Below are 14,759 nucleotides of genomic sequence, written 5' to 3' on the forward strand. Positions count from 1 at the left end.
GACTCGCCGCACATCACCACATAGTGTGGGCTTTTCCCAGGGGGATTGAACCCGAAAAAACGCTATATGTATAAGCTTTGCGTAAGTCCTTTATCAAACCGCGAAGGACACAGAGGAAGAGAGGGGAGCGATCGCACTCGGTACAGGTGCCCTTAACACTCGCCTCCTGTATTAGATAAAATCTTGTTTACTTGCCGCAGCCGCTACCATAAAGCATGGGTTTAACTGCGCCTGCTTGACGAATTAACACAATGACGACAGAGCCTAATCCTCCCCAGCCCAATTCACCGCCAGACGCTCAAGATAGTGGCAATGGTAACAGACCTGCTGCAAACAATCCCTCGCAGATGCGATCGCTGACAACGTCTGGACGGAGCCAATACGAGCAACATTTGGCTACCATGCCGCGATCGCTGGCGCTGGCTAAAAAGACTCCCGCTGTTCCGCAGGGAACGCCCATCGTCCTGATAGCGATCGCCTTAGTCATCCTAGGGTTAGCGATTAATAACTTCTGGATCGGGATATCAGGAGCGATCGTGGCTCTGGTAGTATCGCTGCGGATGCTATGGCTTGGCTTGGAACCCGTGCTGGATGAGATGTTGCCGCCAAAACAGCGAGCCATCATCGTCGCCATCGTAGGAACAATTTTATCGCTGATCAGCTTGTTCAAGTTCTCTGGTATCAACCAAAACATCAACAAGTGGTTGAACCAGCAAAAATGGGACGAACTCGGTTCCCTGGCAGAATGGACGGGAGCCGTGGGGCAAATTTTCATTGCCGTCATCGCCGTATACGTGGCGTGGCGACAGTACATTATTTCCAGAGACTTGACAATTCAGCAGAACTCCCTCACGATTCAGCAAAACCTGATTACCCAGCAGCAGACGATCGATACTTATTTTCAGGGCATCTCCGACCTGGTATTAGATGAAGAAGGACTGCTCGAAGATTGGCCTCAAGAGCGATTACTTGCCGAAGGACGCACCGCCGCCATCTTGAGCAGTGTAGACGCCAGCGGGAAAGCGAAAATTCTGCGGTTCTTGTCCAGTTCTAAGTTGCTAACTCCCCTAGAACGCGATCGCCGCTTAGGTCGAGCTATCTTTGATGGAGTAGGAGGCTATGCAGAAGACCGCCTCAACGGCGTGCGCGTCATCGACTTAGGAGTAATGTTGGCGAAGGCAGATTTGTCTGGAACCGACTTGCGCCGCACAGACTTGAGCGAAGCCAATCTTGTCAGTGCTAACTTAAGCGGTTGCGATTTAGTCAAGGCTAATCTCTCTCGCACCATCTTGTATGAAGCTAATCTCGCCGGTGCCGATCTCAAAGCTACCCGCTTGTTCTACGGTTCGGGGGAAACTGCCACCCCTCGCACTCACACTCAACCCCCCTATCCCAGCTACAAAACAGGTGTTTATACGGGGGCTGTGGTGGAAAATGCCGATCTCACCGACGTTGAGGGACTCTCGGAAGAACTGCGCCAATACTGTTGTGCTTGGGGTGGCGAAAAAACTAGAGCCACAATTCCCGGTGGTTGCGAAGGGATTCCTAATAAATTGGAACGATAATTAGTAGCTGTTAGCGATTAGCCATGAGTCCTTTGCTATTGACTAAGGGCGGATAAATAATAACACTTGACCAATGACGGTTAATCGCTAAAAGCTATTAGCTAACGGCTAATTATGAACCCCAAATATTCCTTCATCATTCCCATCTACAACGAAGAGAAAAGCATCGCGGAACTTTATCGGCGGATGAGTGCGGTGATGGAGCGGCTAGATGCCCCAACAGAACTAATTTTAGTCAACGATGGCAGCCGCGATCGCTCTTTACAAATGCTGCGCGAATTCCATGAAAAAGACCCGCGAGTGTGCTATTTAAGCCTTGCCCGCAATTTCGGTCATCAGATTGCTGTCACCGCAGGTCTGAATTTTGTTCGGGGTGAAGCAATTGTTATCCTCGATGCCGACTTACAAGATCCACCAGAATTAATTCCCGATATGGTGGAAAAATGGCAACAAGGCTATCAAGTCGTCTATGCTCAGCGCATCAAACGCCACAAAGAACGCTGGTTCAAGCGCTTCAGTGCCTACGTGTTTTATCGTCTTCTCAAGCGTCTGGCAAATGTAGACATTCCTACCGATACGGGCGATTTTTGTCTGATGGATCGGCAAGTCGTAGACATCCTCAATTCTATGCCAGAGCGCAATCGTTATATCCGGGGACTGCGTTCTTGGGTTGGCTTTCCACAAACCGCCGTGTACTTCGAGCGTCACCCCCGCTTTGCTGGTGAGGTGCAGTACACTTTCAGTAAATCTTTGTCTTTGGCAGTGAATGGATTAGTGTCTTTTTCAAAAGTACCGTTACGGCTATCTACTTATGTCGGCTTATTTGCGGCAGCAGTTGCGGTAGCGATGGCGATATTAGTTCTGTATTGGCGCATTTTTGTCCCTAATTCTCCTTTAACCGGGTTTACCTTAATTCTGGTGGCAATTTTCTTTCTCGGTGCTGTGCAACTGGTAAGTATCGGTATTTTGGGAGAATATGTCGGGCGCATCTATGAAGAAGTCAAAGGCAGACCTTTGTACACTTTAGCGGAAGTCGCTGGTTTTAAAAATGTAGCGAGTCGCAAGTAGAAAGTGAAAGCTTTTTTAACGCTAAGAACGTAAATGTTTTCATAAAATCTGGCAGAGATCCTCTTCAAGTTGAGCTGGCGTTGCCAAGTGCGTTAACACTCGCTCTGTTAAAGGATGTATGCATCATTTGAATTTGAGCATCTCGCAGGTAGTATTGAGCTTGAGTTTCAATTAAGACATGGGTTGTGAATAGATTAAGGTTACTCGTCGTAATCTTTCGCTCAATGATTTTAATGAAGCGTTGCGTGACATACTCCATAATTACGGGTTGTAGTATTAAGTTCCCGTTTCCAGTTTCAACTAGCGATCGCTCTTTCAATTGAAATTGAGTCACCTCGTTTAGGTTTTGCTATCATTGCAACACTAATCAATTGAGTGCGATCGCGATCTTGTAGGTTGGGTTTCCTTGCGTCAACCCAACATCCTCTATTCGCGATCCTAACCAATTCCGTCATCTCAGGGTTATCGCACTTCTATAACTCAGATACAGCTCAATTATTGCCCGCATTTGCAGGGCGATCGCACTTTCACTATTCATTCATCTCCTCACCAGATGACAAAAGATGAGGGTTACAGATGCGATCGCCCTTAGCTCATCCATCAATTAGATACAAAAAAGGAGACTACAATGCCTCTCACCTTTATTCACCAATGGGAGGCGATCGCTGACTCCAGTGTATTCTCGAATTTGATGCAGAAATTCACATGAGTTTAATCTTTGGTTTATAGACGCACTCATAGGTTTAAAGCTACTGCAAACCCTGTATGCTTCATCATCCGGGGCGATTTGAAACCTAGAACAATGCGCTCTTTTGGGATACCTGCGTTTAGCAGTTCATTAGAGATGCCATCTTCCGTACCATCTCGATGAATCCAGATTTTGCCATTGATAATCTCGATATGAATGATACAGCCGTGAACCTGCCGAACTCCTTCCCATCCAACGATCATCAATAGATAGCGATCGGAACCGGAATCAAACACAGTATGTCGTTCGATCTCTCCGTAAGCATAAGGAATTTGCGCGTATTCGGATATTATTTTTTGAATAATCTGCCGATCTTGCTCTAAAGTATCCATTTAACGATAACCTCCACATCAGAATTGAAAACCAACAGACGGACACGATTGTTTTTTAACAAAAGTTCGCCGAGAGGTTCTTCAAACAGTCCGGTGCCAACTTCTTCCGATACTGCTAAATAAAGCTCTCAGTTGGGTTCAACTTGGGCTAGAACATCATGATACACAATATACTGACCGAGAGCTTTGTCCAGATCGCTCATTTCAGATTGAAAGCTTTTTTGGTGTGCCAGCAATTTGTTATTTGGATTATACAATATCTGTGTATGCACTATCACAGAAAGCGATCGCCATTGTTTTATTAGTCAATCAACCAGAGGAGCGATCGCATCTTTTCACCTATTCATCTTTTCACTAGATAACAGGAGATTAGGGTGAAAAACGCGATCGCATTCTTACTTAATTTATGACTACCCTGAAAGCGTTTAAAATAAAATTGTCTGCCCAGTTTCTGCTGAACGACGGGCGGCATCGGCAACTTTGAGGGCGTACAAGCTAGCCTCTGGGGTGACATATAGCGGCGTGCCTTCAATCAAGTGGTCTAAAACCATGCTGGTGTCTTTGGCAAATAAACCCCGACGCCCTCCCACTTCAATCGGTGTTGTCTCATTCTCTTTGACTAGCTTGCCTTCATCTCCATCAAAAATTAATCCCCCCTGTTCTCCGTGAACCTCAAAACTTCGGGATGGTTGCCAAAGATTTTCCCCTTTTCCATAAATCACCTCTGCAACCACGCCGCTGCTAAACTTTAGCTGGGCTGTGCAAAGACAGGATTGGTAGAACGCCCCCTCGCCCCAATACCGCGCTTGACAGCTGACGGTAGCAACGGAACCAAATAAATCTATCAGGCGGTGGATGCGAGAGAGGGCACCGCACAGGGGAAAGCCAAATAGTTCTGGGTGATAAGTCCAGCGTTGGGGTGCGGGGTGCTGGGGATTGATGGTGCTGTAGCGGGCGTAAAAGACTTCTCCGATTGCGGGTAAGGATTGCCGCAGTGCTTGATGCAAACCGCCCAAAATTTCTATATGCTCGACGTGCAGGAGTTGCTTGCGATCGCGTGCGAGTGCGATCGCTGCTTCTGCTTCGGCAACGTCCAAGCATAGGGGATATTCTACAATAACGTGTTTGCCAGCTTCAAGTGCGGCACGCGCGATCGCTCCATGCTGCTGGTTCACCGTGCAGATGACGACCAAATCTACATCCTCACGCCCCACTAACTCTTCCCAAGATGAAACGGCTTGGCAAGAGTAGGTTTGACCAAATTCCTCTGTTCTCGACTGGGTATGTCCGGCAACGGCTACTAGCTGGGTTCTATCTTGGGATTGCAGTGTTTGCGCCCGTAGTTTAGCCGCATATCCGGTTCCCACCAGCCCGACACCTATTGGGAGCTTGCCAGACCACGCAGGATGAGAGACTGATGTTGGCATTATAAAAATGTGTTGTTGCTAACAGTAAAAGATCATCCGGTCATTAGTATTTAAATTTTTCAGTCCATCTGTCTGAATTTAAGGATTAATTGTTGTTATTAATTCTTTCTATAATTACAGCTAATATATTTACCCCGAAGCAGGTATCTGGATGTTCTGAAGGAATTATCAGATGAACATAGTATCACTGCTCTACCATTCCATTGATAAGTATAAGTAATTAGGATTGAATCTTAAAAGTTTATTACGAATACCATTCACACCATCTCTTGATCTCGTGTTGAAGGCTCTGGTTTTTCCCGTAGTATCTAAAGAGGAAGTGAACCTAGTAAGCAAACCTTTACCTGAGCTTAGTCAAGCTGGGAAGGTCGCTCTACTCTGAATTACCCGCCATTCCGACTACTTGAGAGGAACGCTACATGGCTGCTTATAAAGTAAGATTAATTAACGAAGCCGAAGGGCTGGACACCACGATTGAAGTTGAAGGCGACGTCTATATTCTTGACGCCGCAGAAGATCAAGGTCTCGATCTGCCCTACTCCTGTCGCGCTGGTGCTTGTTCAACCTGCGCGGGCAAAGTGATGGAAGGTGATATCGATCAATCTGACCAGTCTTTCCTGGATGACGATCAGATTGAAGCTGGCTATGTCCTGACTTGTGTGGCTTATCCCAAGTCGGATTGCACCATTATGACCCACCAAGAAGAAGAACTGTATTAAGAAAACCAGTTAGCGGTCGGTGGTCAGCGATCGCTCATCAGAAAAAACAACGCACAACTGATACAAGTACAAGACGCGCTATCATCGGCGTCTTTTTTAACCAGCAACTAACTTGTATGGGCGGGTTGCTCGATAGGATTGACTATTTACAGATATCTGGATTAAACCCGCCGCCAAATAACTGACAACTTCTAAGCTTTTTAGCAGGGGCACTCTCAAGCGTCCCTGCTTGATTGTTTTCAGGAGTTGGGCAACGCTTTTGTGTTTTGATCCGGGCCGAAGGTGATGGACTGGTTGAGAGGCTGAATTTGGGCACCGGGATAGTAGAAGTTGAGAATCTGCTGACTTGACCAACCCACTTTAGCTAAATTAAATGCGCCAGTTTGACTCATGCCAACGCCATGCCCCAATCCGCCCCCAATAAAGGCATAACCTTTTAGGGTTTTGTCTGCGCCGTAGATAGGCTGTAGGTAGAAAAGCGTGCTGCGGGGTGCCCGGAAGGCACTGCGGACATCATCTTTGCGGATTTCAACCGCGCCGGTGTCGGTTTGTACTGCCAGTCGGATAATCCGTCCGGAGGGCGATCGCTCTACCACCCGCAATTGCTTAATTGTTTTAAAGCTGGTATGGGGAGTCTTCGTCCGCTTCAGATAAAGCTGCAAATCCTGGTTAATCTGGGCGATACTGCTGGCTTTACTCCAGCGAAACCAATTGCCGCCGGTTTCGTGAAATCCTTGTTTGAGGCTGATGAACCGCTGAAAGTTTTGTTCTTGAGCCAAAGAAAACTGCGACAGGTTCCAAATTGTCCCAGATGAATCCAGCACGGCTTGGAGATACGGGCGATCTGGGCCATTCCAGACATCATTAAAGGGCGCACTGATGCCACCGCTGGTACTCGAATAAAGGGCATCCACCAGTTCATTCTGGTAAGTTAGCACTTGACCTTTGGTCGCCGCGATCGCTTTGTCTGTCGTCGGTACGGTGCCGGTGAGACCCTTGTAAACTTGGCAGTGGGTGTCCGCACACAGTTCGTACCCATCCACGATAAACCGCCGCAAGTTTCGCAGCGCATAAGTCCGAGCAATGATTGCCTGTGCCTCAGCTGCCGCATAGGGGGCACCGCCATCCAGTTCGTGCGGTACGACGCCCCGCAGATAAGTTTCTACGGGTACCTGATTTACCAGAGTGTAAGTGCCGTAGGCGTTCGGTTGCAGCCGCAATGAACCAGCGTAGAGAAAGCTATTTTTCCCATTTTTGCCTTTTGTTACCTGGATCGGGTTTTTGCCAGGGATAATCTCTATCTGGTCGCGATCGTACCGAAAACCATTCACCACGAGGGACGCTTTTGGCACTTTCTGCAAAATTTCCGTCTCCAAAAACGCAGCGCGATCGCCTTGAGCTTGGAGGTTCTGCAACAGCCAGCGTCGCACTAAAGGCGTTTTGTAAACATCGCGTTTTGCCCACACCTGCCAGCGTTCCGGCTGCGCCACCTCAACCTCAATTCCCTTGGCTTGCCACGCTTTAGCACTGTCTTCAGCCGTCTCAAAGCTCCGGTAAATGCCCAGGACAAGCCGTTCCTCTAACGCCGGTGCTGGTAGGGGTTGCATGGTCACTTCTAGCTTGGCACTGGTGGTTTGTAGGGTTTGTTGGCGACCGCCCGTATCAAAGCGCACCATCAAGCGATCGCCCGATGTTGCCTGCAACGTCATTTGGTCGGGTTCGTCACCAAATCGCTGCACAACCCCCACTTTCAGTTCCACATCTTTGCCACTGGGTGCCGGTCCAGACGCCGCTGTGAGTCCAATCAGCCCAAACACCGTCAAAATGGTGCCAGACCAGTGGCTTAACCGTTTTCCCGTCGCACCTGGACGAGTGAATTTCCGACTTTGCGGTTTGGTTTTTACCAAAATCTGCCTCAAGGTGCATCCCTTTTTTTGCATGGACTATCTGAGGATAGAAGATTTTTTTTCAAAGCTGACTTTATATTCAGTTTCAAACTACGCAGCTAGTTGTTCCATCTATTGTGATTGACTCCCGGACGAATGGATCGGGGATGAACCACAATCTTCAGCTTAATTTAAAATGCCTAGTTGCCAAAATGAAGTCATTATGAGTATGATTTAGAAAGGAACAACAGATGGAGACAGCCACTCGTCCTATGGTAAGGGTGCAAGAGATACCCCTGCGAAAGATTCATCGTCCTCTGCCGCGACAAACTGACCAAGCCAAAGTAGCGGCTTTGATGGAATCCATTCAACAAATGGGTCAGCAAGAACCTATCGACGTGCTGGAAGTAGATGGAGAATACTATGGTTTCTCCGGCTGTCATCGATTTGAAGCTTGTCAGCGCCTAGGTCAGGAAACGATTTTTTGCCGCATTCGCCGCGCCCCGCGCTCTGTTCTCAGAATGCATTTAGCTTGAGCATCAAAACCAAGGCTGGTTGAAGCTTTTCAGCTCCACATTTTAGTGGGTGCCGCGAATCAGTATCCGCGATCGCGGTCAGTATTGTCCTCGGCGTGCAAAGATAAGCTACGAAAGCCGTCTGCGTGCTTTTCTATACACTTCCATCTAAAAGGATCAAGGCATAATGAGTAGTATCAATCATCATCAACGTCTCTACCCGACTAGCATTGACATCGCCGCAGAAACTCGCTCTAAAGTAATTGAGCTTCTCAACCAAACTGTAGCAACCACCCTTGACCTAAAAACGCAGGTAAAGCAAGCGCACTGGAATGTCAAAGGGATGGACTTCTACCAGTTACACCAACTTTTTGATGAAATCGCCACTGAGTTGGAAGAATTCACCGATCTGTTTGCCGAAAGAGTCACCGCTCTAGGGGGATTGGCAATGGGAACGGCTCGGATGGCGGTGGCTGCGTCTATATTGCCAGAGTATCCGGTTGATATCATCGACGGCAAAGACCATATTATCGCTTTGGCGGAACGGTTTGCACCTTATGCCAAGTCGCTGCGCCAAAATATTGATGCTTCAGCCGACTTAGGCGATGCCGATACCGCAGACCTTTACACAGAAGTGTCTCGCACGATTGATAAGCGGTTGTGGTTCTTAGAAGCGCATCTGCAAACTGGAACGCTAACCTCTGTTGGCACAAGACAAGCAGTTGTCAGCAAACACTAAGGCTGACAGCAGGGGCGCACAGCTAGTTGTATGCCCCTAAGAGCTTTCAACACAGGACTTACGCAAAGCTTATACATATAGCGTTCTTGTCGGTTCAATCCCCTTGTGGTTGCCCTCAAATGTGGTGATGTGCGGCGAGTCCTACAACAATTAAAGGGCACCTGCGGGGGTTAACTAAAAAAGCAAACGTGGTAAACAAACCAGATTCTGTGCAGCAAGATTTCGCCCACCAGTTGCAGCAACTTATGCAACTGGTGGGGATTTCCAGTTATAAAGCCTTGAGTCGGCAAGCTGGAGTTTCAGAACGACAAGTAAAGCGACTGCGGCTGGGACAAGTTTCGCAGATGCGAGTAGAAACCCTAATCAAGCTCTCCAAAGCGTTGAAAGTGTCAGCAAGCGAGTTACTGACGAGCTTTGGGGATAGGATTCCAGCGCTCTTAGAACAGACAAATCGGGAGCATGAGTTGGCATCTTTACAGCAAGAGTATCAGCGGCTGCGATCGCTCTTAGAACAGCAGCGAGAGACTTTAATGCAAGAATTCCAGATGTCGAGTCTGCAAGTTTTAGAATCTTTTTTATTGTATTGGCCTACCGCCGCCGCCGCAGCTCAGGAGAATCCCCAGATGGAAGCGGTGAAATTGCTGCCATTAGTCCGTCCCGTGCAACAGCTGCTTTCTCAATGGGGAGTAGAAGCGATCGCATCTGTCGGTGCAGAACTCCCTTACGATCCGCAGTTCCATCAACTCATCGCCGGAACTGCTCAACCTGGAGAAACCGTGAAAGTCCGTAATCTCGGCTACCGCCAAGGAGAGAAACTTCTACACCGTGCCAAAGTCAGTGCTATATCCAAAGCCTGAGCCTCTTGAGCTGACTACGCTCAAACCCACGCAATATCAAGCGCTCGACTAATCTCCCCTTTGGCTGATGAATCCCCTGTATAGATTTGTTGCACTGGTAAGAGTGAGTATCGCTGGAAAACACAACAATTATGCGTCCTTTAAACATAGGTTTAACAGAAGAGCAGCGTCAAGGCGTGACCGATTTATTAAATAAGGATCTGTCGGATGCCTACCTGCTATTGATCAAAACCAAAAAGTACCACTGGGATGTCGTCGGTCCTCAGTTCCGCTCCCTGCACCAACTATGGGAAGAACACTATACCGCTTTGACGGAAAGCATTGATGCGATCGCTGAGCGAGTTCGCGCCTTAGGTGGTTATCCCGTAGGAACTGCGGAAGGCTTCCTGAAGTACGCTTCTATCAAAGAAGATCCGGGTAGTCTTCCCAATGCTTTTCACATGGTAGAAAACCTCGTGTCCGATCACGAGCAGGTTATCCGCAATCTGCGCGAACACATCGATCAGTGCGGTGATGACTTCCACGATCAAGGTACCGCTGATTTCCTCACCGGCTTGATGGAACAGCATGAGCAAATGGCTTGGATGTTGCGTTCCTTCATCGAAGGTGAATCTATTCAGCCAGATGGCAGACTCTCAGCAGAAGGTTTGAAAGTTCCCGTCAATATGAAGTAATTCATTCGGAAAAGTAGACACTGAGGAGGTAGATTAAGTTCTACCTCCTCAAATTTTTTTATGCAGCCAGAACTTAGTCGTACTGAAGCAATTAAATTAGCTAAAAAAGTAGCAAATTCACTTCCATCTCCGCCACGAATTTATCACAATGAGAATGGGTGTGTTCAATTATGGCCCGATTACCCTAGTTCGGAAAAGATTTTACCTTTACAAGAGTATCCAAGCGGTACGCCAACTTTCCCGTCTTCATTTAAGGTAAAGCTTCTCACTATTACCTTTGAAGGCGAAGCTGCTAAACAACAGAATGATTCGTTCACTTTAGTTCAAAAATTAAAGAACATAATCTCTCCCCAAAAAAACAATTCCTCCGTTGACTTACTTCTGGGAGGAAAAAACGTAATTTTTTTTTGTAACTGGGAAGGACGGGCAGCAGATTATCAACATACTTGGTGGTTTTATGTTTCTCCAGACCGTCAAGTTAAATTTATTCTTGAGTCAGGAGATAATTTAACTTCCTACTTTGATTATGAGCGGATGCCTTTGCCTTGCTGAAATAAACGATAAAATTAGTAGGACTTTCGTAGCTAGTTGACGCTCAAGAAAGAAAAGCACAATCATAGATTGTGCTTTTCTAGAGCAATCCCATTTGAGTTATGAAATGCCAGCGGTGTCAGCTTCCCGGCTTATCTGAGAAGTCGGGGAGCTTGCCTTTAGGAATCATTTAGGACTGCTATAGCAGGATGTTTCTTTCTTGCCTTATTCGGTCTACACGCGGCAGTTTTACCACTGCTACTACTAAATTTTCAAGTAATTGTTAAGCAGGAGAGAAAGGCTGTAGCCAGCGTCCAATTTCTCGTTTCAACAAATTCAACTCTTTGTATAAGATTTCTTGCTTCACCCATTGACCAACAGCATCAAACGGTGTGAAGTCCTTCCCCGCTTGCCAATTGACATCTTGACCAAGAGGTGTAATATGACTTCCTGGTAGCATTTGCATCGCTACCATCCCCGAAAAGCGCTTTTGCAACAACTCAGATAAGCCAGTTGATTGGTCAAGCGTATCGTTAGAAAATTTAATCAGTAAATTGCGCGGGACACTGTATTTATCAGCGATCAGCTTGTTAGTTTCTATCGGCGAAGGTGTAAACTCGACATTAAAAGCTGGGCTGAAATTAAACTGCTGCACAAATGGGATGGCGTCGCTTGCGGCGTAGTTGTTAAAGGAAATCAGGATATTCCCAGCACGTTCGACCGAAAAAAGACTACCGATGAGCAAATGCAGTTTGCAACCCATGCTGTGTCCAAGTCCGTAGATTGGGAGATATCGCCGCCGCAATAGTGATTTTGTCCGCAATTGTTCTAAGGCGCTATTGAAGCTCAGGAGAACGTTGCCAGCGATCGCGCTATGATCGAGCGTATTCACAAACGGCGTCGCAATCACCGCATACCCTTGATTCCCCAGTTGTTCTAATAACCAGCGATAAGTCAGATGGGGTGCAGCCGCCACAAATGCACCCCCCAGGAAATGCACAACCCCAACGGGATGCTGGGGAATTAACACCCAATTACCGGATATTTCTTTCCAGTCCATGAACAAAGCGCGTTGTTAATACTTCTTCATCTTAAAGCTTGCTTGGCAGAGGTGGGGAGCGTTAGCTTTAATCCAAAATCCAAATCAAAAATCTAAAATTGGTATGACTATCCCAACTCACCTGCCACCCCAATCAGATCCGCCCCTTTCCCCTCGCAAGACCTTGCCAACGATGTACGATCTTCCCAGTGAAGAGGTAGGGGAACCGGGTTTGCCAGACGAATTTCACCTGCACCAGTCGCAAATACTAGAATTAACGTTTCGACCTGCTAACTGGGATGCCGAGCTAGTATTTATTGGCTGTGACCTCAACCTCTATTATGATCTTACTCATCCACTTTGGTATAAACGCCCGGATTGGTTTGCCGCTGTGGGGGTGTCCCGATTATATGAGGGACACGATTTGCGTTTAAGTTATGTTTGCTGGCAAGAAAAGGTAAACCCGTTTGTCGTAGTTGAGTTACTGTCTCCTGGCACAGAAGCAGAAGATTTAGGCGAGAATGAATTTGAGATAGGGAAACCTCCTAGAAAGTGGGAAGTCTACGAACAGCTTTTGCGGGTTCCTTACTATATAGTTTTTAGTCGCTACACAGATGAAGTTCAAGTATTTCGCCTTAGCGGCGGACATTACGAACCTGTAGAAATGACCGAGGGGCGTTTGTTGATTCCGGAGTTAGAGCTAACTTTAGGTTTGTGGCAAGGTAGCTATAAAAATCTCAATCGTCTGTGGTTACGGTGGTTTACAGCTGATGGGGAATTGATTCTCGCACCGAAGGAAGCAGAGGAACAACAACGCCAACGGGCGATTGAGGCGGAAGCACTGGCAGAAGCGGAACGTCAACGAGCAATTGAGGCGGAAGCACTTGCAGAAGTGGAACGCCAACGAGCAGAAGTGGAACGTCAACGAGCAATTGAGGCGGAAACCCTGGTACAAACGGAACGTCAACAGAGAGAACGTTTGTTGCAAAAATTGCAAGAGATGGGGATTGATTTAGATCGGTTGCAGTAAAAGTAGAGCGAGTAGCAGCTAAAAGCAGAATACGCTTGGCGGCGATCGCTCTTTTGTGATCTAGCTATCGTATCTTCATCTTGTCAACCACCCGCATCAAATGCCCCAGTTTTGCAACTGTTTCATCACTAAATCCATGCGTTCGGCATAACCGGAACTAGCCGTTTCTATATTGCCACTCTTCCCATCCATCAAGCCTTCAACTACAACCCCTACAACGTAATTGTGCTGGTTTAATAAGGGACTACCAGAATTGCCAGGGGCTATTGCAACTGTTATCCCTAACCCCCGTTCATCCTTACCACTAACTTTTCCTTTAGCTACTGTCCAGTGACTGCCTGTGCCAGGGTGTCCGATGACGCAGATAGGTGTGCCAGGGGAAATGGAGGCTTTCGACATCGGCAACGGTTGAATATCCTTGGGTACATTACTGACCTCCAGCACTGCTAAATCTAAGGAGTCACGCGCTGCGGTAGTTTTGGCAATTTGGGCGCTTTCCCGACGGCGAAATTGGCTAGAGAGTGGTTGACTATAAAACTCAACCTCAATTTCCCCAGTGCGGTAAGGGATGTATTTATCTGTTACCACATGGCGATTAGTCACAATCCAAGCTTTATCACCCTGTCGCTTTACCACCCATCCCGTGCCCCAAGCAATACCAGCAGGACTTTTGTGAATAATTCGCACGACAGAGCGTTTCAGGGAAACTAAAGGATCTTGTTTTTGACTAGGCAAGTGTTCTGGAAGCAAAAGCAGTTGCGGATTTTGCCGCCACGCCAATAGCCGCTGCGCTTCTTTAAGATTATTTTGTAACCATGTATCGCTTGGTTCTAATGCGATCGCTTGCTTAAACTGCCCAATCGCTGCTTCTAACTTTCCTTGCTGCTGTAGCGTATTACCTAAATTATTGTAAATATAGGCATTCTTAGGGTCGAGTTGGATGGCTTGTCGATAAGCTGTCAGTGCCTCTGAAAATTTACCCTGGTTATTTAGCACCCTACCCAAATTGTTGTAACCAATCGCATTTTTGGGCGCGAGTTGGATAACTTTGCGATAAGCGACAAGCGCCTCGTCGAAATTCTTCTGGTGAATAAGCGCATTTCCTAAATTTCTATAAGTCTTGGTAAATTTAGGCGCGAGTTGAATGGCTTTTTGGTAAGCTGCGATCGCTGCTCTATATTGCTCTAGTTCCATCAGCTCTATGCCTAGATTGTTGTAAGCATAAGCATAATTAGGGTCAAGTTGGATGGCTCTCTGGTAAGCGGCAATTGCCGCGAACCCTTGCTCTTGGTTAGACAGTTTAATACCTAAATCGTTGTAAGCAGATGCGTTGTTAGGGTTGAGTTTAATTGTTGGATTAGCGGCGATCGCGTCTTGCAATTGCTTGTATTCCCTCAGTACCTCAGATAGACTTTTGTTAGCAGAAGTATTGCTAGGGTCAAGTTGGACGGCTTTTTGGTAAGCGACGATCGCTTCTGGGAATTTCCCCTGTTGTTTTAGGGTAAGCTGTTATGCATTTAAATAGGGTATAATGGAAAGCTTAATTAAGTCAAATGAGTGCAGAAATGCCAGCGAAGAATCATCTCAATGCAGAGCAACTAAAGAAACTACACTCAGCCTTAAAAAAGG

The 14,759-nt window shown here is 47.1% G+C and carries 15 protein-coding genes and 2 pseudogenes; 9 read left to right on the top strand and 8 right to left on the bottom strand.

Annotated features, from left to right (window positions below; translation table 11 throughout):
* Positions 1–251 precede the first annotated feature (251 nt).
* Together ACFW2W_RS00270 and ACFW2W_RS00275 are read left to right on the top strand one after the other, a co-directional pair.
* A complete protein-coding gene (locus ACFW2W_RS00270; RefSeq protein ID WP_378171813.1) occupies positions 252–1,565 on the top strand; it encodes a pentapeptide repeat-containing protein in 1,314 nt (437 codons plus the stop codon).
* A 114-nt stretch (positions 1,566–1,679) separates the two neighbouring features.
* On the top strand, positions 1,680–2,633 hold the full coding sequence (locus ACFW2W_RS00275) for a glycosyltransferase family 2 protein (RefSeq protein WP_378171815.1): 954 nt from the start codon (positions 1,680–1,682) through the stop codon (positions 2,631–2,633).
* A gap of 64 nt (positions 2,634–2,697) precedes the next feature.
* On the opposite strand, the gene ACFW2W_RS00280 is transcribed toward ACFW2W_RS00275, so the two are convergent.
* From ACFW2W_RS00280 to ACFW2W_RS00295, 4 genes and pseudogenes are all read right to left on the bottom strand, one after another.
* Positions 2,698–2,967, bottom strand: a complete 270-nt coding sequence (locus ACFW2W_RS00280; protein WP_378171817.1) for a hypothetical protein — start codon at positions 2,965–2,967, stop codon at positions 2,698–2,700.
* Between the two features lie 401 nt (positions 2,968–3,368).
* Positions 3,369–3,713, bottom strand: a complete 345-nt coding sequence (locus tag ACFW2W_RS00285; protein ID WP_378171819.1) for a XisI protein — start codon at positions 3,711–3,713, stop codon at positions 3,369–3,371.
* Positions 3,701–3,991: pseudogene (locus tag ACFW2W_RS00290) on the bottom strand (element excision factor XisH family protein). The gene ACFW2W_RS00285 and the pseudogene ACFW2W_RS00290 overlap by 13 nt, the downstream one beginning before the upstream one ends.
* 147 nt (positions 3,992–4,138) lie before the next feature.
* Complete coding sequence (locus ACFW2W_RS00295; protein WP_378171821.1) at positions 4,139–5,140, bottom strand: Gfo/Idh/MocA family protein; 1,002 nt, start codon at positions 5,138–5,140, stop codon at positions 4,139–4,141.
* Between the two features lie 419 nt (positions 5,141–5,559).
* On the opposite strand from ACFW2W_RS00295, the gene ACFW2W_RS00300 reads away from it, so the two are divergent.
* Positions 5,560–5,859 carry a ferredoxin gene (locus ACFW2W_RS00300; protein ID WP_378171823.1) on the top strand — a complete coding sequence of 100 codons (300 nt, stop codon included), beginning with the start codon at positions 5,560–5,562 and terminating at the stop codon, positions 5,857–5,859.
* A gap of 239 nt (positions 5,860–6,098) precedes the next feature.
* On the opposite strand, the gene ACFW2W_RS00305 is transcribed toward ACFW2W_RS00300, so the two are convergent.
* Positions 6,099–7,799: a SpoIID/LytB domain-containing protein gene (locus ACFW2W_RS00305; RefSeq protein WP_378171825.1), complete on the bottom strand. Its 1,701-nt coding sequence runs from the start codon at positions 7,797–7,799 to the stop codon at positions 6,099–6,101.
* Between the two features lie 218 nt (positions 7,800–8,017).
* Between ACFW2W_RS00305 and ACFW2W_RS00310 the strand changes: the two genes are divergently transcribed.
* From ACFW2W_RS00310 to ACFW2W_RS00330, 5 genes are all read left to right on the top strand, one after another.
* The gene (locus ACFW2W_RS00310) at positions 8,018–8,281 is read left to right on the top strand and encodes a ParB N-terminal domain-containing protein (RefSeq protein ID WP_378171842.1); all 264 of its coding nucleotides are present in this window, start codon (positions 8,018–8,020) and stop codon (positions 8,279–8,281) included.
* Positions 8,282–8,447: 166 nt separating this feature from the next.
* Positions 8,448–8,999 (top strand): DNA starvation/stationary phase protection protein Dps, encoded by a 552-nt coding sequence (gene dps, locus ACFW2W_RS00315; protein WP_378171827.1) that lies wholly within the window; start codon positions 8,448–8,450, stop codon positions 8,997–8,999.
* 245 nt (positions 9,000–9,244) lie between these two features.
* Positions 9,245–9,856 (top strand): nucleotide exchange factor GrpE, encoded by a 612-nt coding sequence (gene grpE, locus ACFW2W_RS00320; protein ID WP_378171844.1) that lies wholly within the window; start codon positions 9,245–9,247, stop codon positions 9,854–9,856.
* Positions 9,857–9,987: 131 nt separating this feature from the next.
* Positions 9,988–10,530: a Dps family protein gene (locus ACFW2W_RS00325; protein WP_378171829.1), complete on the top strand. Its 543-nt coding sequence runs from the start codon at positions 9,988–9,990 to the stop codon at positions 10,528–10,530.
* Positions 10,531–10,590: 60 nt separating this feature from the next.
* On the top strand, positions 10,591–11,082 hold the full coding sequence (locus ACFW2W_RS00330) for a hypothetical protein (protein ID WP_378171831.1): 492 nt from the start codon (positions 10,591–10,593) through the stop codon (positions 11,080–11,082).
* A gap of 262 nt (positions 11,083–11,344) precedes the next feature.
* On the opposite strand, the gene ACFW2W_RS00335 is transcribed toward ACFW2W_RS00330, so the two are convergent.
* Entirely contained in the window at positions 11,345–12,121 is a 777-nt protein-coding gene (locus ACFW2W_RS00335; RefSeq protein ID WP_378171832.1) for a DUF1350 family protein, read from the bottom strand.
* 103 nt (positions 12,122–12,224) lie between these two features.
* Between ACFW2W_RS00335 and ACFW2W_RS00340 the strand changes: the two genes are divergently transcribed.
* Entirely contained in the window at positions 12,225–13,130 is a 906-nt protein-coding gene (locus ACFW2W_RS00340; protein WP_378171834.1) for a Uma2 family endonuclease, read from the top strand.
* A 96-nt stretch (positions 13,131–13,226) separates the two neighbouring features.
* Here the strand turns inward: ACFW2W_RS00340 and ACFW2W_RS00345 are convergent, their stop codons facing one another.
* The gene (locus tag ACFW2W_RS00345; RefSeq protein WP_378171846.1) at positions 13,227–13,817 is read right to left on the bottom strand and encodes a serine protease; all 591 of its coding nucleotides are present in this window, start codon (positions 13,815–13,817) and stop codon (positions 13,227–13,229) included.
* A 144-nt stretch (positions 13,818–13,961) separates the two neighbouring features.
* Positions 13,962–14,618: pseudogene (locus ACFW2W_RS00350) on the bottom strand (tetratricopeptide repeat protein); the annotation flags it as partial.
* Positions 14,619–14,759 lie beyond the last annotated feature (141 nt).

Source organism: Coleofasciculus sp. H7-2 (assembly GCF_042747725.1).
Lineage (GTDB): Bacteria > Cyanobacteriota > Cyanobacteriia > Cyanobacteriales > FACHB-T130 > FACHB-T130.